21 protein-coding genes are annotated in these 21,608 nt (G+C 65.6%); 11 read left to right on the plus strand and 10 right to left on the minus strand.

Features of this window, described 5'->3' with window-relative positions:
* Positions 1-21 precede the first annotated feature (21 nt).
* A complete protein-coding gene (locus tag DV709_RS16305; RefSeq protein ID WP_117595498.1) occupies positions 22-543 on the minus strand; it encodes a gamma carbonic anhydrase family protein in 522 nt (173 codons plus the stop codon).
* Between the two features lie 324 nt (positions 544-867).
* Positions 868-2,319: an RtcB family protein gene (locus tag DV709_RS16310; RefSeq protein WP_117595499.1), complete on the minus strand. Its 1,452-nt coding sequence runs from the start codon at positions 2,317-2,319 to the stop codon at positions 868-870.
* Between the two features lie 204 nt (positions 2,320-2,523).
* On the opposite strand from DV709_RS16310, the gene DV709_RS16315 reads away from it, so the two are divergent.
* On the plus strand, positions 2,524-2,763 hold the full coding sequence (locus DV709_RS16315; protein ID WP_117595500.1) for a DUF7120 family protein: 240 nt from the start codon (positions 2,524-2,526) through the stop codon (positions 2,761-2,763).
* A 126-nt stretch (positions 2,764-2,889) separates the two neighbouring features.
* Positions 2,890-3,213 carry a DUF7853 family protein gene (locus DV709_RS16320; RefSeq protein ID WP_117595501.1) on the plus strand — a complete coding sequence of 108 codons (324 nt, stop codon included), beginning with the start codon at positions 2,890-2,892 and terminating at the stop codon, positions 3,211-3,213.
* A gap of 66 nt (positions 3,214-3,279) precedes the next feature.
* Here the strand turns inward: DV709_RS16320 and DV709_RS16325 are convergent, their stop codons facing one another.
* A complete protein-coding gene (locus DV709_RS16325; RefSeq protein WP_117595502.1) occupies positions 3,280-3,840 on the minus strand; it encodes a halocyanin domain-containing protein in 561 nt (186 codons plus the stop codon).
* 117 nt (positions 3,841-3,957) lie between these two features.
* On the opposite strand from DV709_RS16325, the gene DV709_RS16330 reads away from it, so the two are divergent.
* Complete coding sequence (locus DV709_RS16330) at positions 3,958-4,398, plus strand: CopD family protein (RefSeq protein ID WP_117595503.1); 441 nt, start codon at positions 3,958-3,960, stop codon at positions 4,396-4,398.
* Between the two features lie 15 nt (positions 4,399-4,413).
* On the opposite strand, the gene DV709_RS16335 is transcribed toward DV709_RS16330, so the two are convergent.
* On the minus strand, positions 4,414-5,043 hold the full coding sequence (locus DV709_RS16335; RefSeq protein ID WP_157972766.1) for a hypothetical protein: 630 nt from the start codon (positions 5,041-5,043) through the stop codon (positions 4,414-4,416).
* A 322-nt stretch (positions 5,044-5,365) separates the two neighbouring features.
* Here DV709_RS16335 and DV709_RS16340 point away from each other — a divergent pair, with 322 nt between their 5' ends.
* Entirely contained in the window at positions 5,366-6,331 is a 966-nt protein-coding gene (locus DV709_RS16340; RefSeq protein ID WP_232819778.1) for a diacylglycerol/lipid kinase family protein, read from the plus strand.
* A 75-nt stretch (positions 6,332-6,406) separates the two neighbouring features.
* Here the strand turns inward: DV709_RS16340 and DV709_RS16345 are convergent, their stop codons facing one another.
* Both DV709_RS16345 and DV709_RS16350 read right to left on the minus strand, forming a co-directional pair.
* Positions 6,407-6,685 carry a PadR family transcriptional regulator gene (locus tag DV709_RS16345; protein ID WP_117595505.1) on the minus strand — a complete coding sequence of 93 codons (279 nt, stop codon included), beginning with the start codon at positions 6,683-6,685 and terminating at the stop codon, positions 6,407-6,409.
* A gap of 330 nt (positions 6,686-7,015) precedes the next feature.
* Positions 7,016-8,329, minus strand: a complete 1,314-nt coding sequence (locus DV709_RS16350; RefSeq protein ID WP_117595506.1) for an MFS transporter — start codon at positions 8,327-8,329, stop codon at positions 7,016-7,018.
* A gap of 144 nt (positions 8,330-8,473) precedes the next feature.
* Here DV709_RS16350 and DV709_RS16355 point away from each other — a divergent pair, with 144 nt between their 5' ends.
* Positions 8,474-9,406, plus strand: a complete 933-nt coding sequence (locus tag DV709_RS16355) for an MBL fold metallo-hydrolase (RefSeq protein ID WP_117595507.1) — start codon at positions 8,474-8,476, stop codon at positions 9,404-9,406.
* 434 nt (positions 9,407-9,840) lie between these two features.
* Here the strand turns inward: DV709_RS16355 and DV709_RS16365 are convergent, their stop codons facing one another.
* Both DV709_RS16365 and DV709_RS16370 read right to left on the minus strand, forming a co-directional pair.
* Positions 9,841-11,295: a zinc ribbon domain-containing protein gene (locus DV709_RS16365; protein ID WP_117595509.1), complete on the minus strand. Its 1,455-nt coding sequence runs from the start codon at positions 11,293-11,295 to the stop codon at positions 9,841-9,843.
* Positions 11,292-12,467 (minus strand): thiolase domain-containing protein, encoded by a 1,176-nt coding sequence (locus tag DV709_RS16370; RefSeq protein WP_117595510.1) that lies wholly within the window; start codon positions 12,465-12,467, stop codon positions 11,292-11,294. The genes DV709_RS16365 and DV709_RS16370 overlap by 4 nt, the downstream gene beginning before the upstream one ends.
* Positions 12,468-12,581: 114 nt before the next feature.
* On the opposite strand from DV709_RS16370, the gene DV709_RS16375 reads away from it, so the two are divergent.
* Positions 12,582-13,349 (plus strand): enoyl-CoA hydratase/isomerase family protein, encoded by a 768-nt coding sequence (locus DV709_RS16375; RefSeq protein ID WP_117595511.1) that lies wholly within the window; start codon positions 12,582-12,584, stop codon positions 13,347-13,349.
* 102 nt (positions 13,350-13,451) lie between these two features.
* Positions 13,452-14,684, plus strand: a complete 1,233-nt coding sequence (locus DV709_RS16380) for a cytochrome P450 (protein ID WP_117595512.1) — start codon at positions 13,452-13,454, stop codon at positions 14,682-14,684.
* A gap of 44 nt (positions 14,685-14,728) precedes the next feature.
* On the opposite strand, the gene DV709_RS16385 is transcribed toward DV709_RS16380, so the two are convergent.
* The gene (locus DV709_RS16385; protein ID WP_117595513.1) at positions 14,729-15,412 is read right to left on the minus strand and encodes a hypothetical protein; all 684 of its coding nucleotides are present in this window, start codon (positions 15,410-15,412) and stop codon (positions 14,729-14,731) included.
* Between the two features lie 257 nt (positions 15,413-15,669).
* On the opposite strand from DV709_RS16385, the gene DV709_RS16390 reads away from it, so the two are divergent.
* The 4 genes from DV709_RS16390 to DV709_RS16405 all read left to right on the plus strand — a co-directional run bounded on the left by DV709_RS16390 (position 15,670) and on the right by DV709_RS16405 (position 21,145).
* Positions 15,670-17,184 (plus strand): CARDB domain-containing protein, encoded by a 1,515-nt coding sequence (locus DV709_RS16390; RefSeq protein ID WP_117595514.1) that lies wholly within the window; start codon positions 15,670-15,672, stop codon positions 17,182-17,184.
* A complete protein-coding gene (locus DV709_RS16395) occupies positions 17,181-18,017 on the plus strand; it encodes a PH domain-containing protein (protein WP_198665760.1) in 837 nt (278 codons plus the stop codon). Before DV709_RS16390 ends, DV709_RS16395 begins: the two co-directional genes overlap by 4 nt.
* Positions 18,018-18,765: 748 nt before the next feature.
* Positions 18,766-19,848: an aldose 1-epimerase gene (locus DV709_RS16400; protein WP_117595515.1), complete on the plus strand. Its 1,083-nt coding sequence runs from the start codon at positions 18,766-18,768 to the stop codon at positions 19,846-19,848.
* 85 nt (positions 19,849-19,933) lie between these two features.
* On the plus strand, positions 19,934-21,145 hold the full coding sequence (locus tag DV709_RS16405) for an aminotransferase class V-fold PLP-dependent enzyme (RefSeq protein WP_117595516.1): 1,212 nt from the start codon (positions 19,934-19,936) through the stop codon (positions 21,143-21,145).
* A gap of 69 nt (positions 21,146-21,214) precedes the next feature.
* Here the strand turns inward: DV709_RS16405 and DV709_RS16410 are convergent, their stop codons facing one another.
* Complete coding sequence (locus tag DV709_RS16410; protein ID WP_117595517.1) at positions 21,215-21,592, minus strand: Rid family detoxifying hydrolase; 378 nt, start codon at positions 21,590-21,592, stop codon at positions 21,215-21,217.
* Between the last annotated feature and the right edge of the window lie 16 nt (positions 21,593-21,608).

The raw sequence follows: 21,608 nt of genomic DNA on the forward strand, positions 1-21,608 counted from the left end.
GGGACGCGAGGGCCGCGGTCGCTACTCGTCGAACAGCTCCTCGTGCCGGTCGACCAGAGTACCGTACTCGCCGGAGGAGTACGTCGAGAATATCTCCTCGGCGCTGATTCGCTCGTCGGCCAGCGGCGTGACGCGGGCGGGGACACCGCGGACGAACGACTCGGCGGGGATATCGTACTGCTCCGGTATCACGGCCCCGGCGGCGACGACGCTTCGCTCGCCGACCGTGACGCCGGTGTTCACCGTCGAGTTGAACCCGACGAGCGAGCCGTCTTCGACCGTCGCCTCGTTGATGACCGCGCCGTGGCCGACCATCACCCGGTCGCCGACCGTCGACGCGTGAACGACGGCGTTGTCGCCGACGTGGGACTGCCGGCCGATGTTCACCGGGCCGATGTCGCCGCGCAGGACGACGCCGGGCCAGACGCTGGCGTCGGCGGCGACGGTCACGTCGCCGACGAGCGTCGATTCGCGGCTCACGTCGGCGTCGGCGTGAATCTCCGGTTCGACTCCCTCGAAACTGTAGTATCGTCTATCGGGCATACGGAGAGAACAGAACCGACGGGCAAAACCGTTCAGTCGTCGGGAGGCGGCTGCGACGGAGTACTCTCACCGCGGAGACGACGGATGTGGCCGCTCTACAGCGGTCACGACGGAGGTGGCGAGAGAGAAGACTCCAATCGACCGAAGAGTGAGAGAAAACGGGAGTTGGAGATGTACCAATGGCCAACCCGTTCGCGCATCTGTCGGGGACAGGCGCATCTGAAGCGCGGGGCGTGGTCGTTGTAAGCTTGTTGGTCGACTGTCACGCTACCGGAACCGAGTCGAGTCGGGCGGAACTGACCGCGAACCGTGGCTCGAACTCGGTTACTTCGCCTTGAGGTTGTGGACGACGTCGAGTCGGTCGACGATTTCGGCCGTCGGTTCGAGCGCCTCGGCGATGGACTGGGCCGATTTGTACGCCATCGGCGCTTCGTCCAGCACCGACTCGACGACGGACTCGGAGTAGACGCCGTCCATCGCCTCGTCGAACTCGTCGAGCGAGAGCGTCTCGAAGGCGTCCGTCCGACTCATCACGCGGCCCGCGCCGTGCGGGGCCGTCGAGTGGTACGCCTCGTTGCCCTTGCCGCGGGCGAGTATCGACCCGTCGGCCATGTTGAACGGGACGACCAGTCGCTGCCCCTCCCGCGCGGGGGTCGCTCCCTTCCGGATGGTCAAATCGCGGAAGTCGACGAAGTTGTGCGTCGACTGGAACCGGTCGACCGCGTCGACGCCGAGCGCCTCGCAGACGGCGTCGCTCATCAGGTCGCGGTTCCACCGGGCGTACTGCTGGGCGAACAGCATGTCGACGAAGTAACCGTGGGCCTCGCGGCCCTCCAGCCAGTCGAGGTCGGACCCCGGGCGGTCTTCGTCGGTCGACGGTCGGATGTCGGCGAGCCTGTCGAACGCGTGTTCGATATCCTTCCCGTCGAACGCCTCGCGGACGCGGTCCTTGCGGATGTACGATTCGCCTTTCCCGCCGGTGACCCACTCGAAGAGGTCCGCGTCGCTCACCGTCTCGGGGTCGAACTTCAGGAAGCGTTCGTCGCCCTCTGCGATAGACTCGCGGATGGCGTCGGCGGCGCGGTACTCGGAGGCCCGCTGTTGCCAGTACTGTGCGACCGCCAGGCCGAGATACCGAGAACCGCTGTGGATGACGAGCCAGTACTCACCCGAGTCGCGCGCGCGGGCGAACTCGACGAAGTGGTTGCCGCCGCCGAGAGTCCCCGCGCTCTGGATGATGTGTCCCATCGACGGATTCCTATCGGCGAGCACGCGGCGACAGAGCGACTTGAAGTACTCGCCATCGTAGCCGTCGAACTCGAACTCGATAGGGTCGACCAATTCCCCGAACCGCTCGCGGTAGGCGGCGTCGAACCGCTCGAAGCGCTCGTTGGTCCGCTCGAACGGGAACTCGTCGACGAGATGCGGTGCGTCGTCGTAGTCGTGGACGCTCCGGCCCATCGGGACGGCGTCGCGGACGCGCCGCTCGCGTTCGGCGTCCGAGAGCGGGAGGTCCTCGCCGAGGTTCGTCACGCACATCCCGCAGCCGATGTCGACGCCGACGACGTTCGGGACGATTCGCTCGCCCAGCGGCATCGTGAAGCCGACCGGCGCGCCCGCACCCCAGTGGGTGTCCGGCATCACGCGCACCGGTTCGGTGAACGCCGGGTGGTCGACGAGCGTCTGTATCTGGTCCAGGCAGTTGTCGTCGACCAGACTCTCGTCGTCGACCATCACGCGAGCGCTGGTGTGCACCCCGTTCAGTTCTATCGGCATGGTCTGTACCGGGTCGTCGCAGCGGGTGGATATCAAACTGGTTTGTGTGTGTCACGCAGACGCGGTCCGCGCTACGGCCGCGGCGAACTCGGGTCCGCCGCCTCGAACGCATCGAGAAAAATATCATATTATTTATCCAGAATGACACGAAAAACGGAACGATAGCGGGCCACCTATATGCTCGAATCTTCTTACCCCGCTCGTATGTCCAGAGTCGAGCTGACGCTGCCGGACGACCTCTCCGACCGCATCGATATACTCGTCGAACAGGGCGAGTTCCTGACGCGCCAGAAAGCCATGGAAGAGCTGCTGTCGATGGGCATCTCCACCTACGACACCGTCGAGGAGGACGAGATTCAGATGGAGGAGGAGCTGTTCCACCAAGCCGTGTCGGACCAGCAGGACCCGGCGATGCGCGACGAAGGCGACGACTACACGTTCTAACCGACCCCGGTTTTTCGATTTTCTGCCGTCTACGCCTCTGGACCGAGCGAGTCACCCACCCATGTTACGTGTTAGCAAAGACTTAGATAGTGTGGTCACTAACTAGTTATCGTAACAGAACGAACGATGCCCTCGATAACTAACGACGCGCCAACGGTCGAACTCGAACTGAGCCTCGAAGAGCAGTGGGTGGTCCACCACGTCCTCACCGAGTATATCGACGTCGCCAGCGACGAAAGCGCGGAGCTGCCGAAACCGGTCGTCGAAATCGCGCTGGTCGAGAAGATCGAAGCGGGGACGTTCGCGTTCACCGCATTCGAGTTGGAGAAACTCCGGTTCAGATGCCGGTTCCACGCGCGAAACGACGCCGCACCCGCCGCCGACAGACCGGTGGCGCAAGCGTTAGCCGACCGAATCGACCACGAACACGGACAGTCGGTTCTTCGGTAGTGTCGACCTCCTCTCGACGACGCTCGCCCTCTACAGACTCGTCTGCGGTGGAGAGCTCACCGGCGACTACGAGTCGTCGACGACGACGGCGCCTTTCATCCCCATTCCGCGATGTGGGGTACAGAAGTACAGATACGTCCCGGGCGCGTCTGCGGTGTACTCGAACGTCGCGTCACCGCTGGAGTAGAGACGGCTCTCGAACTCGCCGTCTCGTTCGACCACGTTGTGCCTGCCGCCGGCGCCGGTCCACTTCCAGACGACTACCGTTCCCGGGGAGACGCGAACCGCCGCCGGGTCGTAGGCGTACGGTCCGCTCGCGGAGTCGGCACCGACTCTGACGGTGACCCGACCGGTGCCGGTTTCGTCGACGACGCCGTCGTAGCCGAGCCCGTCGCTCATCCACTCCTCGACCGTCGCCTCCGGGTCGGCGGCGTCCCCGGTCGTCGAACTAGACTCGCCTGAGTCGTCGGACTCCCCGGAGTCGCTCGCCTCGTCGCTATCGCCCGCGGTCGACGGCGTCTCGTCGAGACACCCAGCGAGCGACGCACCGCCGGTTGCCGCCGCGAGCGCGAGCACCCGCCGGCGTGTCGTCGCCGCGTCGGAATCGAGAGGAGTGTTCGGGACCATACGCGAGATTCGGCGAACGGCGCTCATAACGCTTCCTAAGCGTCGACGTGGTGGTGTAGTCCGTTCGTCGAAAATAGTTCGTAAACAGATATATCCGTGGAGTCGAACGCTTCACCGATGGCAATCATCGATACGACGGTACGAGTCGTACACGCGTTGTTCGCCGGCGCGTGGGCGGGTGGGACGCTCCTGTTCGTCGGAGCAGTGTTGCCGGCGGCGCGAAACGGCGTACTCGATGCGCCGGCGCTGCGAGCAGTTACGAAGCGATTCAGTTACCTCTCTGTCGCGGCGGTCCTCCTCCTCCTTTTCACGGGCGGCCACCTCGCTGGGACGCTGTACACGTTCGAGAGACTCCAGTCGACGGGGGCCGGGCATCTGGTGCTCTCGATGGTCGCTCTCTGGTTCCTGCTGGCGGGCGTCGCCCACGTCGCGACCAAGCGCCTGACCGACGCCCTGGAGACGGACGACCCGAAGTCGGCCGTCGACCGCACGTGGAACCTGTTCGTCCTCGCGGCTCTCCTCGCGACCGGCTTGCTCGTCGTCGCCGGACTGCTGTGAGTCGGCGACGGAGGCTCACTGCACTCTGGTCGCGTCGATACGCGAGACGAACGGATTCGCCTGGTCTACGGTCGTTCCCTGAACGACCATCGTCACCGACGTGCCGTCCGTGACGCCCTGCAACACCGCTCCTTCGGCTATCGCCTTCGGGAACGGAAGCGGGGGAATCCCCGGTGCGATCACGGTCGGTGCGTTGACGAGGTTCAACGCGACGGACTTGTCGCGGTGGGAGTCGACGAACGTTCCGGCGAACTCGGTCAGTTGCTGGTTCCCCTGGATCTCCCAGTACTGCAGCAAGAGCGGACCGGGGTTCGGATTCGGAATCGACGGGTCGAACGGCACTTCCGCGACAGCCGCCGACCAGACGTCGACGGCCCCCGGAGCAGCCTTGTCGTCGGCTCCGGCGACGAGGTTGAACGGGTTCTGCTCGACGGAAACGCCGTCGGAGATCGGTGCGGAGACGATGAACGTCGCCGGATGCTGGAACGACTGAACTCCGAGCGACTGTCCGGAGAGCGGGTCGATGGTGTCGATATCGGTGAACTGCGTTCCGGCGAACACCTGACTGGCGTTCTGCGCTGTGACGGACTCTATCGACGCACTGCCGAGCGCGCCGAGGGCGAGGGCTCCTGCAGAAACTCGCAAGAAGGCCCGCCGCGACATCGGGGCAGTCGGCGAACGAGTCTGCCGAGGGGTGATGGTAGTAGATACCATGCTAGTATGACGACACCATTAATAATCAATATTTTTACATCATAGCGTCTGGAACACTTCGATAAACCACACGAACACCGATTGTAGCCACCGAACAAGGTAGATCAAACACAGCTACTAAGTGTCAAATGTTGCACCTTCTATCGTGTCGATCGGTGGATAGCGCCGGGTCGCGGGGCACACATTCAGCCAATCACAGCACCGGGTGCGAGAGACGGAACACCGTTTTCACGTCAGAAAACGAATAGCGCACGTGAACGAGAACGGCCCCCGAACGGCGCGGACGCGAGACGGCGACTCCCCGCGGCTCGTCGGCGCGAACGGACACCGACGCGTCGTGATGAACCCGACGAGCGGCGGCGGTAAACACAGAGACGCGGTTCGCGCGCTGGCCGACGAGTACGGGTACGACGTCGTCGAGACCGCCGGACCGGGAGACGCGGCGGCGCTCGCGCGCGAGGCCGCGGACGACGACGTCCGACGACTCGCCGTCGCCGGTGGAGACGGGACGCTTCACGAGGTCGTGACGGGACTGTTCGAAGTCGACGCACTCGGAGACGTGACCGTCGGTATCGTTCCCGTCGGAACCGCGAACATCTTCGCGCGAAACGTCGGCGTCGAGGACGTGGAAGCGGGGTTCAACCTGCTCGAAAACGGCGAGAAACGGCGAATCGACCTCGGGGTCGCGGGCGAGGAACCGTTCGTCGTCTCGGCCGTCGCCGGGCTGACCGCCGAAACCAGCGTGGCGACGAGTGCCGCGCTGAAGGAGCGTCTCGGGTCGCTCGCGTTCCTCTACACCGGTATCAAGAAGACGGTCGAGTTCGAGAGCTTGCAACTGGAAGTCGAAGCGGTCTCGGAGGGCGAGGAGGTCACGTGGACCGGCGAAGCGCTCTGCGTGCTCGTCGGCAACGTCCGACAGTTCGCCAAGGAGGGCGGCCAGGCGAACGCCGAAGACGGGCTGTTCGACGTGGTCATCGTCGAGGAGATGCCGCCGCAGAACGTCCTCGCCGAGGCCGCTGCTCACCGCGTGTTCGGCAAGGGAACAGAACACGTGGTCCACCTCCGGGCGAGTCAACTGACCGTCGAGGGACTTTCGAGCGAGAGAATCGCGTACAGTCTCGACGGTGAGGTGAGCGAGCACGAGCGCCTCGTTCTACACTCGAAACCGCGGACGCTCTCGGTAGCAGTCGGCCCGACGTACGAAGCGAATCCCAGCTAGAAAAGACGGGAGCCGATACACAGGTTCGAGGAGAACGCCGACTCCGAGGAGTCAGGATGAATCCGACACTGTAGTTCACTCCAACGAGACGTACTGGTCCTCCCAATCCCGCCGTGACCGGAGGCTCTCGCGCCCTTTGTCGGTTATCGCGTAGTAGTTGGTTCGGCGGTCTATCGGTCCCTTCTCGACGTACGATTTGTTCACGAGCGTGTCGAGGTTCGGGTACAGTCGACCGTGGTTGATTTCACCTTCGACGTACTCCTCTAACTCCGTCTTGACTTCTTGACCCGATGGTCGTTCTTGACCTGCGATTACCCACAGCAGGTCGCGCTGAAAGCCGCTGAGGTCGTTCATACGCTACCGAACCAGAGTCCTACGTAAAGTTGCTCGTAAAGTCACGTTTCTGATACAGTCGCCGATGGCGGTAGGTCAGCAGTCGCTCGCTCCTTTTTCGCTCGGCGAGGAAACCGACGTCGACCCAGTACTAACAAGCACTACATTCATTATTTCCATACTGTATCCCTTAGATGACTGTCGAAGGCTACCCGGTCTCGCCCGGTCCGGGTGTCAAGGGGGAGATGGACTCGCGTCCATCGACTTCGGCAGTCGTTTTCGAGGTGATGCTCGAACGGTGTGACGCGCTGTGGCCCGCTGCACGTCGCTCACCCATCGCCGTAGGGTTCGTTACTCTCCCGCAGCGGCAGACTCACTGATGCTGTAGTCGTCGCCCCACTTGACGACGATACCGACGACGAGCGCAGCGACGCCCAGCGCGACCACGGCGATGGATGCGAACGCGACCCGGAAGCCGAACCCTTCGATTATCACGCCGAAAACCGGCGGCGCGATCGTGCTGCCCACCATGATGCCGACGGTGACGACGGCGAAGTTTCGGCCGAGGTCCGCGCGCGCCGAGAGGACGTCGGCCAGTTTGTCGCGGGCGGGCGTGCTCAGACTCCCGACGCTCCCGCCGACCACAGCGGCGACGACGGCGGCGGACGGCGGGAGGACGAACGACGCGAGCAGTAAGACGAACGCGGCAACGAGAACGTAGCTGCCGAGAATGAGCGGGGCGGGCGCAAAGCGGTCCGACAGGTCGCCGCCGACGAGCATGAACACCGCCCCGACGCCGAACATCACCGAGAGGGTGAGACTCGCCGTCGACGATTCGACGCCGTACCCCTGTTCGAGCAGCGTGACGACGAACGACGTGATACCCCACATCGCCGTCGACGCGACGAGCGCCAGCAGACCGAGTGCGAGAATCTTCGGCGAGTCGAGGAGCGCGACGACTCCGGAGCGCAGTCGGTTCCCTAACGACGGCGTCTCCGTCGCCGTCTGTACACCGCTGACCGACTCGCCGCCGCTGACCGACTCGCCGGCGACGTTCGGGCGACGGACGGACCGGGGCACGTATCGGTAGAGGACGAAAACGGCGAGGACGGCGTACAACAGCCCGACAACCCCGATGAAGGCGAACGCGTGTCTCCAGTTCAACCCCGCGATCGAGGTGATAGCGACGATGACCACCGGCGGAGCGGCGAAGCCGACGTTGCCCGCGAACCCGTGGATACTGAACACTCGACCGCGGTTCGTCTCCGTCGTCGCGTCCGAGAGGAGCGGGTAGTGCGCCGGGTGGTGACCGGCGACGCCGACGCCGAGCAGTATCTGACCGGCGAGGAGCCACTCGAACGTCGGCGCGGCCGCGAGAACGAGCGCTCCGAGGCCCCCGATAACGAGACAGAGACCGAGCGTGAGCGTGCGGTCGTACGTGTCCGAGAGGTAACCGAAGGGGAGTTGAAACGCGGTGTTGACGAACGCCTGCGCGCCCATGGCGAACCCGAGCGTCGCGAGCGTCACGTCGAACTCCGTCGCCAACACGCCGAGAATCGGCGGAAAGAGCACGAGATACATGTGGTTGACGACGTGCGAACCGCTCACGAGACTCAGAACGACGACGGCCTCTCGGGGGAGCGTCCGCAGCGAGCTAAACGACACGCGGGACCGGTCGCGTCCTCGGTAATTAATTCTGCGTAAACCGGAAGCTGACTCCGAGACGCCGAGAACCGACTCCGAGACAGCGAGTGGCGCGTGAGAGACGGTCGGCACTCATTTGACCCGACCACGCGTAGCCGAGCGAACGTGAGTCGAACCCACCGAATCGAGGTTAGCGAGGGGAGCCCAGAGGGAACGAACAGCGCGTACGTCCTCCCGGACCGCGGCGTCCTCGTCGACCCCGGACCGCCGGTCGACGGCGCGTGGGACCGCCTCGTCTCCGGCATCGGCGAGGCCGGTCTCGAACTCGCGGACGTCTCGTCGGTTCTCGTCACCCACTGGCACGCCGACCACGCCGGACTCGCACCCCGACTCTGCGAGGCAAGCGACGCGACGCTGTACGTGCACGAATCCGACGCGCCGCTTGTCGCCGACTACGCGGCGGCGAGAGCGAATCGAGTGAGGCGAGACGCACGGCGACTAATCGAGTGGGGCGTTCCCGAAGAGACGGTCGAGACGGTGATGAGTGGGGATACGCCGTCGCCGATGCCGGACGCGTACCCGGTAGAGGCGCTCGCCGACGGCGACGTCGTCGCGGGTATCGAGACGCTTCACACGCCCGGCCACACGCTCGGTCACGCCGCGTTCGCCGACAACCGAAGTGATACGGTGTTCGTCGGCGACGCGGTGTTACCGACGTACACCCCGAACGTCGGCGGCAGCGACACACGCGTCGAGGACGCGTTGGCGACGTACCGGGAGACGCTGAATCGGCTCCGCGAACGGGCCGAACGGTCGGAGATACCGGAGACGGCGCACCCCGGACACGGGACGGAGCTCTCGCTCGTCAACCGAATCGACGAGATTCTGTCGCACCACGAGACGCGAACCGAACAGATGTACGATTGTGTCGAGGAACGGGGACCCCTCACGCCGTGGGACGTCGCTACCGACCGCTTCGGCGAGATGCGGGGAATACACGTGAAGATGGGCGCGGGCGAGGCGGCGGCGCATCTCTCGGCGTTGGCGTCGGGAGGCCGGGTCGAGCAGGTGAGCGAGGAACCCGTCGTCTACAGGTGAGCGAGGCGAGTGCCCCGAGGCTCAACCCCGAGGCGGTTCGCTCAGACCGAGCCGCCCCGCTCGCCACTCCCATATCGATCCGAAAACCACCCACAACAGCAACCACATCGACAGAATCGCAAACACGATCGCCGTCGACGAGAGGAGTCCGAGCGGTTCCGCGACCGCGGCTAACCAGGAGTAGAAGGCGAGAGCGAGAACCGTCGTCAGCGCGAGACCGACTGCGCCGCAGACGCAGTACTCGACCAATCCGGAACGTGCCTCCTGGTCCGTGTTAACCCTCAATCGGCGATGCTTCGCGTCCTCCCCCCGTTGTGGTGTGCTCACACATATCTACCCCGTGAGGTATTGGTGAGGAACGAGTATAAATTCTCTCCCGGCTACACCGGTAATTCCGGCGCGACGACGGGGCAACGGCGAGAATCGCCCGTCGATTACTCGCTTCGTCGCGACGAGGGAGAGACAGGCGCGAACTTGGCGCCGTACCGCGGCACGCCTTCCTGTTCGTACAGTTTTCTGACGACCGCCCGGACCTCGTCGCCGACGTCGACCGTCCCGGAGTCGACGTCGGTCAGTTGCGACGGGACCGTCACCGACTCGCCCTCGTGTTCGAGTTCGACGAGCGCGACGTCGTACGCGCCGTCGCGTCGCTGCTGTTCGGCGAACTCCGGCGGTGCGCCGCCGTGGCCGATGGCGGTGACTGCGCGGACGACACCGGTTCGAGAGAGTTCGACGCGCTCGAACTCGACCCGCCGGTGACAGGTTCCGCATGCTCCCTCCGGCGGAAACGTGAGCGCCTCGCATTCTGGACAACGCCCGGCCACAAGTCGGTAGCGCTGGTCGAGCGACCGCTGCCACGTCGGAAGGCTGACGTGTGCGCCGCCGCCAGCAACGTCGACGGTGCCGACGTAACCTCGCTCGCGGAGGTACTCCGGATACGTGACCGCCGAGCCACCGTCGAGTTCGGCGTCGAGTCCGCCGTCGACGCGTCCCTCGAACAGCATCGCCGTCGCCCCGCCACCGCTTCCGAAGAAGACCCCGAGCGTCCGGTCTCCGTCGTCCGCGGCGTCGAGGGCGGCGACCAGCCCGAGCGGCACGCCCGCGGCACCCGCGTCGCCGACTCGGTCGACGACCGTTCCCCGAGCGAGCGCCTCGCGAGGAACCGAGAGGTCGCCCGCCGCGCGCGAGGGCATCCGGGCATCGGGTTGGAACACTGCTGCACCGTCGACAGCGGCGGCGTCGACTTCGACGCCGCCGTCGTCCGTACTCAGTCCGTCGACCGCCTGCGTTACGCACTCCCGAATCGCGCCCCGCTCGTATCCCGTGACGTCGAGCCCGCGCAGTTCGTCGGTGCCGCGTTCGCGGTAACTGATGCCCGCGAGTTCGTCGACGTGACTCGCCGAACCGAGTCGCTCCACGGACCCCGAGTCGGCGAGCAGAAACGCCGCGGCACCCGCACCGAACGGGTGGTCGGCGTCCGCCGGGTCGCCGCGGGGCGCGTCGGCGGCGACGACGAGGGCGGGGCCGTCGGCTTCGAACCCCGAATCGAGGGCGTGCGCACCCGCGAGCGTACTCTGCGTGAACGTGCGTATCGCCGTCGACGGCGGCAGTCCGAGCGCGCGGACGAGTCGCGGAGCAATCTCCTCCGTGTCGAGCGGCGGCGTCGTCGTCGCCAGAGAGACCGCCTCGATGTCGGCAGCGTCGGCGGTGCCCCGTGAGAGAGCGGACTCGGCTGCCTCGATAGCGAGCGTCAGCGCGTCCTCGTCGGCGGCCGCGACGGTTTTCTCCTCGATACCAGCGCCCGAGTACCGACCCCACGCGTCGGCGATTTCGTCCGTCGGGATTCGGAGGCGAGGGAGTGCGACGCCGACCGCGTCGATTCGGTTCATCGCTCGCCTCCGTCGGTCCGCTCGAACAGGTGAACCGTCGCGCCGCCGCCGCTGCCGCCGACGTTGTGCGCGAGGCCGTACCGCGGACCGTCGACCTGCGTGTGCGCCTCGCCGCGGAGTTGCTCGAATATCTCCGTAATCTGGCCGGTGCCCGTCGCGCCGATGGGGTGGCCTTTCGACTTCAGCCCGCCGGAGGTGTTGACCGGGAGAGTCCCGTCGGGGTCGGTGACGCCCTCGCGGAGCAACGTGCCGCTCTCGCCGGGGTCGCAGAAGCCGAGGTCCTCGTACGCGACGAGTTCGGCGATGGCGAAGCAGTCGTGGACCTCCGCGACGTCGACGTCGCTCGGACCGACTCCCGCCTCGTCGTAGGCGGCTTCGGCGGCGCGGCGGGTCGCGGGGATGCTCGTGAACGTGTCGCGCTGAAAGAGACCGACGTGGCCGCTCGACGCGCCCATCCCGGCGACGCGAACCGGGGCGTCGCTCAGTTCGAAGGCCGCCTCCTCGCTGGCGACGACGACGACGCTCGCACCGTCGGTCGTCGGACAGCAGTGATAGAGGTTCAGCGGGTCGGCGACCGTCGGCGCGGCCATCGCGTCCTCCAGCGAACACTCGAAGCCGAGGTGGGCGTTCGGGTTCCGCGCGCCGTTGGCGTGGTTCTTCACCGCCACGCGCGAGAGGTCCTCCGCGGTCGTTCCGTACTCGCTCATGTGGGCGCTCGCCATCTGGGCGTAGACGCCGGAGAACGTCGTCCCGGAGAGCCGTTCCCACTCGGTTTCGCCGCTGACGCCGAGCCACCACTTCGTGTGGTCGGAACTCGTGTCGGTCATCACTTCGTACCCGCCGGCCAGCGCGATATCCGCCAGTCCGGCCCGAACCGCCGCGACGGCGCTGCGGAACGCGTAGCCGCTGGCGGCGCAGGCGTTCTCGACGCGAGTCGTCGGGATGCCGTGGAGACCGACGTGCTCCGTCACGGCCGGCCCGCTCAGGCCGAGCTGTCGGCCGCCGACGCCGAGCGTGCCGACGAACGCCTCGTCGATCCGTCGCGGGTCGAACTCGGCGTCGACGCTCGCCGTCGCGCGGTCGAACGCCGTCTCGAACAGGGAGCGATAGCTCTCGTCGGGAAACGACCCGAACGGTGACTGCCCCGCGCCGACGACGTACGCCTCTGTCATGCCCCGAGAAGGGACCGAGAGTGAGAAAAAACCATAGGACCCGACGAGGGTCGGGCCGCGGTCGGGCCGCGGACGGGGAGCCACGTTTAACACCGACCGCTCGGTGAACTCTGCATGGTACGCACCGAAACCGACGGGCGCGTGCGAACGCTCACGTTCGACCGACCGGCGACGCGAAACGCGTTCACCGAGTCGACGGCGCGGGAGTTGGTCGCAGCGCTCGAAGACGCGGCCGACGACGACGCGCGGGCGGTCGTTCTCACCGGGGAGGGCAAAGCGTTCAGCGCGGGCGGCGACCTCGAAGCGATGCGCGACCGGGAGGAGACCCCCGCGGAGGCGTACACTCGCGTCAGCGAGACGCTCAACGCGGTCGTCGAGACGATTCTCACGGCCCCGTTCCCGGTCGTCGCGAAGGTCAACGGCGACGCCGTCGGCGCCGGGACGAACGTCGCCGCAGCCTGCGACTTCGTCGTCGCCGCCGAGCGCGCCCGGTTCGGCGAAGTGTTCGTCAACGTCGGCCTCATCCCCGACAGCGGCGGAACCGTGCTCCTGCCGCAGTTGGTGGGCCTCCGCCGGGCGAAGGAGCTGACGATGACCGGGCGACTGTTCGACGCCGAGGAGGCGCTGGAGATGGGCCTCGTCAACGACGTCGTCTCGGGCGACGAGTTGGACGCCGCCGTCTCCGCGTTGCTCGATACGCTCGCGTCGAAACCGACAGAGACGCTCGCGCTGATAAAACGGGGACTGCACGAGAACGTCGGCCGACCGTTCCGCGACGGGTTGGAACGGGAGGCGCATCTGCAAGTACAGGCCTACGGGACCGAGTCGCACGCCGAGGGCGTCGACGCGTTCTTGGAGGGGCGGTCGCCGACGTTCGAGTAGCGGACGGAGGCGTGCGACAGCGTGACTGTCGTGACAGTGCTACATTCGTATTCGAAACGGTGTTCGTGAAGGTTGATTGACCCGACGGTCGTACCTTCGGTGATGAGCTCAGCCGACCCGCAAGGGCTGCAAGCGTTCCCCGACGAACTCGCCGGGCGTGAGTCGTGGCTCGAACCGTTCGAGTGGTACCGAGAGATGCGGGACGACGCGCCCGTTCGTTACGACGCGTCCCGAGGGTCGTGGGACGTGTTCCGCTACGACGACGTGAAGCGGGTCCTCGACGACGACGAGACGTTCTCGGTCGACCCGGAGCGGGCGAGCGACTACGTCGAACCCGAGAACGAGGGCGAAGGGCTGATTCTCCAGACGATGCTGTTCGAGGACCCGCCGCGACACGACGTCCTCCGCGGCGTCGTCGAGGAGCCGTTCCGCCCGCGCGCGATTCGACAGCTGGAACCGCGGATACGCGAGTTGACGACGGAGATACTGGACGACGTACTCGACGACGCGAGTGGGGAGATGGATATCGTCGACGACCTCGCCTATCCGGTGCCGGTGATGGTTATCGCCGAACTGCTCGGCGTCCCCGCCGAGAAGCGCGACCAGTTCAAGACGTGGTCGGACACGCTGGTTGAGGCCGCGAGCGACGACATCGACGCGCAGGCGTACGTCGAAGAACAGCAGCAGGTCCAGATGGAGATGGCGTGGTACTTCCTCGAACTCATCGAGGACCGCCGTGAGAACCCGCGCGACGACCTCATCTCGACTATCGTCACCGCCGAGCTCGACGACGGGTCGAAACTCACCCGCGAGGAGGCGCTCGGAACGTGTATCCTCCTGCTCGTCGCCGGTAACATCACCACGACGAATCTCGTCACGAACGCGGTTCGGTGCTTCGACGAGGCCGACCACTTCGACGCCGTCCGCGGCGACGACCGGGCGCTCTCGACGGCTATCGAGGAGGTGCTTCGGTACCGGTCGCCGGTTCAGGCGATGACGCGAATCGCCACGAGAGACGTCGAGGTGCAGGGCGCGACGATCGAGGCGGGCGACCGAATCGTCGTCTGGCTCGGGTCGGGCAACCGCGACGAACGCACGTTCGACGACGCGGGGACGTTCGTCCCCGACCGAGCGCCGAACCAACACCTCGGCTTCGGTCACGGGACGCACTACTGTCTCGGCGCGCCGTTAGCCCGTCTCGAAGCGAAAGTCGTCCTCTCGGAGCTGCTCGACCGCGTGACCGACCTCCGCGTGGCCGAGACGGAACTGTCGCCGACGCGGAGTTCGTTCATCTACGGCGTGGAGTCGCTGCCGGTCGAGTTCCAGCGACGGTAGCGCAGAGTCCGTCGCATCCGACCGGCGACGCCGACGAATCGGGGTCACTCCAGCGAGAGCGAGAAACCCCACGTCGCCCGCTCCTCCGACTCCATCGACTCCGAGAGCACGGTGTACGTCGCCTCGAAGCGGAACTCGCCGACCGGCAGACAGGCGTCTTCGCCGGGCGTCGCGTAGAGGTCGACCAGTTCCTCCTTCGACGCGCCGGGTTCGAGGGTGATCGTTCGGTACTCGCTGGTTATCGCGATCGGCTCGGCGAGTCGCCAACACCCCGGTTCGGCGTCGTACTCGCCCCCCGCGGGCAGAAGTATCAGATCGTTCTCGGTGTCGGAGACGTACTGGAAGAACACGTCTCGACCTTCGCCCAGTCGGACTGTCCGGTCGCTCTCGTTGGTAATCGTCACGCGGAGCTGCGGGGGATGGTCGTCGGTGGCGACGTCCTCGGTCAGTTCGACGCTCGGGGCGACAGGCACCTCGGGCGCGTCGTCGGTGTCAGAGACGACGACGCCCGGACCGCCGGTACCCGCCGGGCGCGTCCCGTCCGAACCGCCGGAGTCGTTGCCGCCCGGCAGGTCGGAGCCGTTTCCGTCGTCACCGGCGTCGTTGCTTCCGTTCTGACCGTTCGAGTCGTCGCCTCCGGGGGTTTCCGCGTTCGACGTACAACCGGCGAGCGCCGCGACGGAGAGCAACCCGGCGGTTTTCAACAGCGTTCGTCGTGTCGGGGACATAGGGAGAGATTGGCCGGTGGGGGGATAACCACGACGTAAGCACAAACAGTTCTTTGCGTCTTCGGACGGGCACCAGTCCCTCTACGGGCGCACACGCGGAGAGACTACACGGAATAGTGCGATAGCATACAGGACAGCGTGATAGGGCAGTTTAGATGAATGTTCTCCTCAAGGTACTCTCTCTATTTCCAACTTATTCTCAGAACAATTACGATAGAAAAAACTATTTATAACACTACTTCAGATGCACGGATAGAATGTCATCCACGCGCGACATTGGCTCGTTTCTCGTCACCGTCGCGCTCGTTTTCGCCCTCCTCACCGCGGCTGGCGCGCCCGTCGCGGCAAGCGCCGTCCACGAATCGGACGAGAGGACCGTCCAGGCGAACGAGCGAGGCGGCGTACTCCACCAGTCGACCACGCAGACGCAAAACCAGACGACCAGCGGAGCCGAGAGCGACGACACCGAGACCGAGAACGAAACCAGTACTACAGAGACCGCGAGCGCGACACCGACAGCGACGTCGACTCCGACGGCAACGCCGACCGAGACGGCGACACCGACCGAGACGGCGACGCCCGGAGAACGCGCGAGCGAGGGGACGAGTTTCGAGGTTTCGAACCTCTCGGCGCCGTCCTCGGTTCGGCGAGGCGACGGTATCGACATCGCGGCGACGGTGACGAACCGCGGACCCGCGAGCGGCTCCGAGCGGGTCAACTACACGTTCGGCGGAACCGTCGTCGCCTCGGAGCGAATCGCGCTCGAATCAGGCGAGTCGACGCGGGTCACGTTCTCGTCGTCGTTCTCGGCGGTCGAACAGCGGCGAGGGTCGGTCGCACCCGGGAGCTACGTCCACGGAGTCCGAAACGAGACGGGGGAGGGCGCTGCCGCGCGGGTCCGGGCGACACCCGACGTCGACTTCACGACGCGGACGTTCGACGCGCCGACCGAACTCTCACACGGCGAGTCGTACATCGTCCTCGCGACGGTCGAGAACCCCGGCGAGACGACCATCACTCGGACCGTGAGCTACGAGTTCGACGGGTCGAAGGTGCGCGAGAAGGCGGTCACCGTCGACGGCGGCGAACAGCGACAGGTCGCCTTCGAGATCGCGCTCGCCGACGTCGAGGCGGCGGTCGGACCGGTCGCAAACGGAACCACGCACAGCCACGGCGTCGTCACCGGAGAGTCGAGACGCGGCGGCGAGGTTCGCGTCGTCGAAGGACCGAGTTCGGACGCGTCGATGCTCGCGGTCGAGGAACTGGAGACGAAAAGCGACGTCCGCCCGGGCGAGACGGTGACGGCGAATCTGACGGTCCGGAACGTCGGAGCGAGCGACTTCGAGGGGCAACTGTCGTATCGGCTGGACGACGCCATCGTCGCAACCGAGTGGGTCCGCGTTCCGATCGGCGAGCAGCGAACGGTGCGGTTCCGGATGGAGTACGAGCGCGTCGAACGCGCCGCGGTTCCGCTGTCCTCACAGGAGACGACCCACGGCGTCTGGGTCGGCGACGAGGCGTTGCAGACGCGGCCGGTGACCGTCTACGCGCCCACCGAGACGCCGACCGAGACGCCGCCGCCGGCGACGTTCACGCCCGACGAAGGTGCGTCCGGCGGCCAGTCGGACGCGGACCGGTCGGAGAGCGACGCGTGCCAACGCGGGTTCTTCAGCGAGTGTGGCGGAACGGCGATGGACGAGACGACGCTCACGCTCGTCGGTATCGCCACGTCCGTGTTCGGAATCGTCTACGAGATGCTCAAGAGTCGATGACCATGTCACGAGGACTTCCCGCCGCCTGGAGCGCGCTGTTCGGGCTACCGTTCGTCGCCGTCGGCGGCTACATCTACGAGTTCCAATCGCAGTACCCGCTCGTCGAGGGGCAGGCGACGGCGCCACCGATAGCCGGCGTCGTACTCGGACTGTTCGGCCTGTTCGTCTGCGGACTCGGTCTGTACGTCCAGTTCGTCGGTGCGCCGCCGGCCCCGACGATGCGAACGGGCGAACGGTTCGTCGACGACAGGGACCCCGCCCAGCGGAACGCACTGGCGCAGGCATCCGCCTCCCTCCCGTTTCTCGCGGGCGGTATCTCGCTTCTGTACTTCACCGCGTACCCGCTCGTCTATCCGACGATAGTGCTCGCGGTGGGGCTGTACCTCTTTTCGACCGGTATCCACCGCTACTGGCGGAACACGCTCACGACGTATCTCGTGACCAACCAGCGCGTGATGGAGGAGTACCGGTTTCTCTCGCTCGTCAGAAACGAACTGCCGATGGAGAAAGTCCGCGCCGTCGAGGAGCGACGGTCGATGCGGGAGTCGCTGGCGGGAATCGGCAGCGTCCACGTCAGGGCGGGCGCGTCCGGCGGTCTCACCGTCACCGTCGACGAGGTGTACGATTCGACGGAGTTCGCGGACGTGATTCGCGCCCAACTCGGCGCTGGTTCGGAGGACGCCGACGGCTACATCGATACCGTCGGTACGCACTCGCAGTCAGACGGCGACCGGTCGGACGGACCCGCGGAGGCGCTCGCAGCGAGCGAAGAGGCGTCTGACAACGAGTTCGAGTTCCCGAGCGAGCCCTCGAACCGGTCACAGAACCGCTAACGACGCCTTCGGGGGGAGTAGTCGAACTGGCGGTTCGAGACGCCGCAGTCGCGTCTGTACCGAGCGCCGAGACGAGTCAGTATCGAAAAGTGGGCGGGGAAGTATCAGTGCAAGAACCTAACCAAACACAGTATCTTCCGCCCAAGCTACGATAACGTCCAGACAAACATCAATTTGTCGGGAAACTACGGTCACGAGTGCCCGTTACCTGCTCGCGGCTACGGTCGTGAGTCCTCTCTTCTCGAATTCGTGCGAACGGAAACCGAGTGCCGTAAAACGGTGCGACTGAACGCACTAGAACCCCGTCCGTGGGGACAGAACGGCGGCGAATGCTTCCGTGATTCCGGTGTGAGTCAGCTCTCACCCCGATGAGAGATACGTGGGGGTGAGCAGTCGAAAATTCGACAACCCCCCACAGCGCTGTCACGTGTTAGCCGAGCATATCGTGTCAATTCGTCTGCGAGTTTTCGCTTTCGTGTCCACTCGAGAATCAGAAGCCGAGCGAGCGGCCCGCGACTCCTACTATCGCTGGTTCTGTCTGATAAACTGTCACTAACGCCACGTGGCTTGCAGCAGCTCCGAATCAATCGTTTTCCAACTGTATGAGAGTTTTTCGTTCACAAAACTTCAATACAGTTGTTGGGACGCTTCGTCGCTCGTTCGCACGTCTCGGTCGGGTACTACGCTGTCCGTACGTCGGTCGGAGAACGACACCATTGTTAACGTGTGTCGTATATCGTCACTCGAAATGCTACCCGACTGGAACAGTAGCCCTCGAATCTCGACGGCGTTCACCTACCGAGGTCTCGACGCAGTACTGCTGGAAAACCGGTCGCTCAGAGTCGTACTACTTCCCGAGAAGGGAGGCGACATCGTCTCTCTGCGGGACAAACGAACCGACGTGGACGTTCTCTGGCACGCACCGCACAACTGGAGTGCACCGACTGCCCGCTATCTCCCTTCGGAACCGAACTCCACGTGGAACGATCACTATCCGGGCGGATGGCAGACGAACTTGCCGAACGCCGGCGGTGAGCGGGAGATCGCCGGAAGCGCGTACGGACTCCACGGCGAGAGCGCGTTGCTCCCTTGGGATGCGACCGTCACCCGCGCGGACGACGAAGCAGTGTCGGTTCGGCTCGAAGTAGAGTTAGTGCGCTATCCGTTCTCCGTCGAACGAGAGCTCACACTCCACGCCGACGAATCGAAACTACGCTGTTCCGAAACGGTGACAAACCACGGTGGGGTTGAACTCGACTACGTTTGGCAGCAACACATCGCGCTCGGTCCCCCGCTTCTTGCACCCGATGCGCGTCTGGATGTCCCCGCCGCTCGCGGCGTCGTCGAAGACTACGGTGACGGCTACCCGAACCGTCGCCTTCGGAGCGGAGCGGAGTTCGACTGGCCGAACGCACCGGGCCACGACGGCGGCGAGATAGACCTCTCGACGGACGTTCCGGGCCAGGACGCCGAGATTCACGACCTCGCCTACGCCATCGATCTGTCCGAGGGCTGGTACGCGCTCACGAACCCGGAACTCAACCTCGGATTCGCGCTTCGGTTCCCGACGGACCCGTTCGAGTCGCTGTGGTACTGGCAGCCGTTCGGCGGGTACGCCGAGTCGCCATTCTGGAACCGAACGTACAACGTCGGTCTCGAACCGACGACGGCGTATCCCGGCGATACCGAGGGACAGCGAACGTCCGGTACGATGAAGACGCTCGCTCCCGGCGAGACCGTCGAAGCCGAGTTCGTCGCCGCGACGTACGGCGGTCTCTCCGCGGTCGATTCCGTTTCCGCCGACGGCGTCGTCGACGGACCTCCGCGGTGAACGACGCTCTCGTCGGAGCGAGTCGCGTCGTCCAGCAGGGTGATTCATTACCCATGCCCGCGGAGATGATGCCGACAGCCGAGCTATGGAGTACGAATCCACCATCTACGACGAGTTGGGCGTCCCGAACGTCGTCAACGCAGCGGGGACGAAGACACGCATCGGCGGCAGCCGAATCCGACCGGAGGCGGTCGAGGCGATGAGTCGGGCGGCGGAGGCGTTCGTCCGCCTCTCGGACCTGCAGGTCCGGGCGGGGGAACTCATCTCCGAGGTAACCGGTGCGGAGGCGGGATACGTCGGCAGCGGTGCGGCCGCCTGCATGACGCTCGCGGCCGCAGCGGCCATCGCCGGCGACGACCTCGGAACGATGGCGAGACTCCCGGAGACCGAGGGAGTTCCGAACGAAATCGTGATGCCCCGGACCCACCGTAACGGCTACGACCACGCGTTTCGCGCCGCGGGCGCACGAATCGTCGACGTCGGTAACAACGACAACTACCTCGGGACGGGGTCGAACAGCACCGAACCGTGGGAGATCGCCGACGCGATAACCGAACAGACGGTCGCCGTCGGCTACATGCAGAAGGTGTACAGCACGCCGCCGTTGGACGAAGTCGTCGAGGTGGCCCACGACCACGGCGTCCCGGTCATCGTCGACGCCGCCGCCGAGGTGCCGCCGCGGGAGAACCTCTCGGCGTTCGTCGAGGCGGGCGCGGACATGGTCGTCTTCAGCGGTGGAAAGGCCATCCGCGGCCCGCAGACGACGGGCATCCTCGCGGGGAAGCGAGAGTACGTCCGCTCGGCGGCGCTGCAGCACCTCGACATGCACGTCGCCGAATCCGTCTGGGAACCACCGACGGAACTGTTCGACAAGGAGTCGCTCGACGGCGTTCCTCGACAGGGAATCGGGCGACCGCTCAAAGTCGGGAAAGAGGAGCTTGTCGGGCTCATCGCGGCGTTAGAAGCGTTCCTCGACGAGGACCAGGACGCGCTCACGGCCGAGTGGAACGCCCGACTCGACATCGTTTCGGCGGGCCTCGAAGGGCTCCGCGGCGTGACGACGAGGCGGGAACCGGGTGGCAAACTGATGGTCGCTCCCGAAGTGTACGTCGAGGTCGACCCCGAAGCGGCCGCGCTCGACGCAGTCGAACTCGTCGGCGCGCTCAGGGAGGAGAACCCGCGTATCTTCGTCGGTTCCGACGACCTCCTCGACGGTGGATTCACCATCAATCCCATGTGTCTCTCTGACGACGGTGCTGAGTACGTCGTCGAGCGGATTCGGGGCCACCTCGGGTAGTCGTCTTCGGAGAGGCAGTCGACGGTCGGCGTCGGCCGGAGTCGGCCGTTCGATCACCCGACCGTTCGACTACTCGACCGTCGCGACGACCTCGATTTCGACGCCAATATCGATGGGGAGGTCGGCGACTTCGACGGCGCTTCGGGCGGGGTACGGGTCGCTCATGTACTCGCCGTACACCTCGTTGACCGCGTCGTAGTTCGCCATGTCGGTGACGAACACCGTCGCCTTCACGACGCTGTCGAGCGAGCTTCCGCCGGCTTCGAGGACGGCGGCGACGTTGTCGAGCGTCCGTGCGGTCTGTTCGCCGATGTCGTCGCTGACGACGTCGCCGGATTCGGGGTCGACGGGACCCTGCCCGGAGACGAAGATGCGGTCGCCGTCCCGAATCGCCTGCGAGAACGGACCGATGCTGGCCGGCGCTGCGTCCGTGTGTATCTCTTCCATGCGCGTCCGTGACGAG

Source organism: Haloprofundus halophilus, from assembly GCF_003439925.1.
Classification (GTDB): Archaea; Halobacteriota; Halobacteria; order Halobacteriales; family Haloferacaceae; genus Haloprofundus; species Haloprofundus halophilus.

Bases quoted from the DNA above. Each gene is read 5' to 3' on its own strand.
- DV709_RS16305 (WP_117595498.1), bottom strand. From the start codon at position 543: ATGCCCGATAGACGATACTACAGTTTCGAGGGAGTCGAACCGGAGATT.
- DV709_RS16310 (WP_117595499.1), bottom strand. From the start codon at position 2,319: ATGCCGATAGAACTGAACGGGGTGCACACCAGCGCTCGCGTGATGGTC.
- DV709_RS16315 (WP_117595500.1), top strand. From the start codon at position 2,524: ATGTCCAGAGTCGAGCTGACGCTGCCGGACGACCTCTCCGACCGCATC.
- DV709_RS16320 (WP_117595501.1), top strand. From the start codon at position 2,890: ATGCCCTCGATAACTAACGACGCGCCAACGGTCGAACTCGAACTGAGC.
- DV709_RS16325 (WP_117595502.1), bottom strand. From the start codon at position 3,840: ATGGTCCCGAACACTCCTCTCGATTCCGACGCGGCGACGACACGCCGG.
- DV709_RS16330 (WP_117595503.1), top strand. From the start codon at position 3,958: ATGGCAATCATCGATACGACGGTACGAGTCGTACACGCGTTGTTCGCC.
- DV709_RS16345 (WP_117595505.1), bottom strand. From the start codon at position 6,685: ATGAACGACCTCAGCGGCTTTCAGCGCGACCTGCTGTGGGTAATCGCA.
- DV709_RS16365 (WP_117595509.1), bottom strand. From the start codon at position 11,295: ATGAACCGAATCGACGCGGTCGGCGTCGCACTCCCTCGCCTCCGAATC.
- DV709_RS16370 (WP_117595510.1), bottom strand. From the start codon at position 12,467: ATGACAGAGGCGTACGTCGTCGGCGCGGGGCAGTCACCGTTCGGGTCG.
- DV709_RS16375 (WP_117595511.1), top strand. From the start codon at position 12,582: ATGGTACGCACCGAAACCGACGGGCGCGTGCGAACGCTCACGTTCGAC.
- DV709_RS16380 (WP_117595512.1), top strand. From the start codon at position 13,452: ATGAGCTCAGCCGACCCGCAAGGGCTGCAAGCGTTCCCCGACGAACTC.
- DV709_RS16385 (WP_117595513.1), bottom strand. From the start codon at position 15,412: ATGTCCCCGACACGACGAACGCTGTTGAAAACCGCCGGGTTGCTCTCC.
- DV709_RS16390 (WP_117595514.1), top strand. From the start codon at position 15,670: ATGTCATCCACGCGCGACATTGGCTCGTTTCTCGTCACCGTCGCGCTC.
- DV709_RS16395 (WP_198665760.1), top strand. From the start codon at position 17,181: ATGACCATGTCACGAGGACTTCCCGCCGCCTGGAGCGCGCTGTTCGGG.
- DV709_RS16400 (WP_117595515.1), top strand. From the start codon at position 18,766: ATGCTACCCGACTGGAACAGTAGCCCTCGAATCTCGACGGCGTTCACC.
- DV709_RS16405 (WP_117595516.1), top strand. From the start codon at position 19,934: ATGGAGTACGAATCCACCATCTACGACGAGTTGGGCGTCCCGAACGTC.
- DV709_RS16410 (WP_117595517.1), bottom strand. From the start codon at position 21,592: ATGGAAGAGATACACACGGACGCAGCGCCGGCCAGCATCGGTCCGTTC.